2 protein-coding genes are annotated in these 1,975 nt (G+C 66.9%); both read right to left on the bottom strand.

Annotated elements, in window-relative coordinates; translation table 11 throughout:
• Positions 1–109: 109 nt before the first annotated feature.
• Positions 110–1,327 carry a DNA polymerase IV gene (locus DBR23_RS05785; protein ID WP_108497597.1) on the bottom strand — a complete coding sequence of 406 codons (1,218 nt, stop codon included), beginning with the start codon at positions 1,325–1,327 and terminating at the stop codon, positions 110–112.
• Between the two features lie 135 nt (positions 1,328–1,462).
• On the bottom strand, positions 1,463–1,975 hold a 513-nt coding region (locus DBR23_RS05780), incomplete at its 5' end, for a DMT family transporter (protein ID WP_146191240.1).

Below are 1,975 nucleotides of genomic sequence, written 5' to 3'. Positions count from 1 at the left end.
GTCTAACTGCTCCCTCCCCTGCTTTGCCCCAAAAAGGTGCCTCCCCACGCCCCTCAAAGCGCAAACACTGAGAGCCTGCTCACCGCCTTTTGGAAATCCGCAGCCTCAATCAAAAAAGCTGCCCGGTTTCCATGGTCGCCTCTGCCCGAGGCCCGCGCCGACGCCCCTCTGCGGCCGCTGTGGCACGCGGCTCTGGCGCTGGTTCTTCCCCCCGCCGCGCCAGCGTGCTGGCCCGCACGCCGAGCAGCCGCAGGCGCTTGTCCAGCGGCACGCGCTTGAGGCATTGCCCGGCCAGCTGCCGGATGGTCGCCCCGTCGGCGGTGTAGCTGTTGGCGGTGTGGTCACGCGTCGCGATCTTGAAGTCGTCGTAGCGCAGCTTGATACCGATGGTGCGCGCCACATAGCCCTTGCGCTGCAGATCTTCGGCCAGCCGCATGCACAGGTCGGTAAAAATGGCGCCCAGCTCGGCCCGGTCACGCACCGCATGCAGGTCGCGGTCGAAGGTGGTCTCGCGGCTCATGCTCACCGGCTCGCTCTCGGTCACCACCGGGCTGTCGTCGCGGCCCCAGGCCACCCGGTGCATCCAGGCGCCGGTGGATTTGCCAAAGTGGCCCATCAGCCACTGCTCATCCTGCGCGGCAAGCTGCCCGATGGTTTCAATGCCCAGCCGTGCCAGCTTCTCGCCCGCCTTGGGACCGATGCCGTTGATCTTGCGCACGTTCAAGGGCCAGATTTTGCTCTGCAGGTCTTCCTCGTAAACGATGGAGATGCCGTTGGGCTTGTTGAACTCGCTGGCCATCTTGGCCAGCAGCCGGTTGGGCGCCACGCCGATCGAGCAGGTCAGCCCGGTCCTATCAAAGATGCTTTTCTGGATGAGCCTCGCCAGCACCCGCCCGCCTTCGCGCTGGCCGCCGGGCACGTCGGTGAAGTCGATGTAGACCTCGTCCACCCCCCGGTCCTGCATCACCGGTGCGATCTCGGTGATGGTGCTCTTGAACAGGCGCGAAAAGCGTCGCACCTCGTCAAAATCCACCGGCAGCACGATGGCCTGCGGGCACAGTTTGGCGGCCTTCATCATGCCCATTGCCGAGCCCACGCCGAACTGCCGCGCCGGGTAGGTGGCCGTGGTGATCACGCCCCGGCCCACGTAGTCCTTGAGCAGCGGAAAGTCTTCCACCGGTATGAAGCGCCGCTCGCGCTCCTCGGTGCCGTCTGGCCCGCGCAGCAGCAGCTCGTCCACCTTGCGCCGCCCGCCACCGATCACCACAGGCAAGCCTTTAAGTTGCGGGTAGCGCAGCAACTCGACGGACGCAAAGAACGCGTCCATGTCCAGGTGCGCGATGCGGCGCAGCTTGCCGATGGGGGCAGCCTGCGCAGGAGGTGGGGTTTCAGAAGAATCGGGCTCGGTGGCGGTCACACCCGATATTGTGCGGGGCGGCGCCCTCCTACCGAAGGCGGATGATTAGCGATTGCGCCGCGCGCTGCGCTCCCCGGCCCCGATGGCCCCCAGCATCAGCACTACACCCGCCATCTGCCAACCGCCCAAGGTGTGCTGAAAGTACAACCAGTCCACCACGATGGCGACCGTGGGGTAAGCAAATTGCAGTACCGCCACCCGGGCCGTCGCCAGGCGGGCCATGCCCGCGTACATCAAGGTATACGCCAAGCCGGTGTGGATCAGCCCCAGCCCGGCCAGCCATGCCCATGGGGCACCCCAGGCGGGCCAGCCTTGGCCCACGGGGGCCACCCACAGCACGGCTGCACCCAGCGCGCATTGCCACCACGCCAGCGCGCCCACCGGCAGCGCCCCCAGGCGCTTGGCAACCACGGTGACGTTGGCTGTGCACAGCGCACCGACCAGACAAAGCCCTACGCCCACCCAGTAGCCAGACGCATGCCCGGCACCTGAGGAAGACAGCCCCCCGGCCACGCCCGTGGCCAGCACCAACCCCACCATCGCGACCAGCACTGACAC

The sequence above is a fragment of the Acidovorax sp. HMWF018 genome (assembly GCF_003061035.1).
GTDB classification, from domain to species: Bacteria; Pseudomonadota; Gammaproteobacteria; order Burkholderiales; family Burkholderiaceae_C; genus Acidovorax; species Acidovorax delafieldii.
This window is presented reverse-complemented; position numbering and strand designations above follow the sequence as displayed.

Coding starts and splice junctions, on each gene's coding strand:
- DBR23_RS05785 (WP_108497597.1), bottom strand. CDS start 1,327: ATGGACGCGTTCTTTGCGTCCGTCGAGTTGCTGCGCTACCCGCAACTT.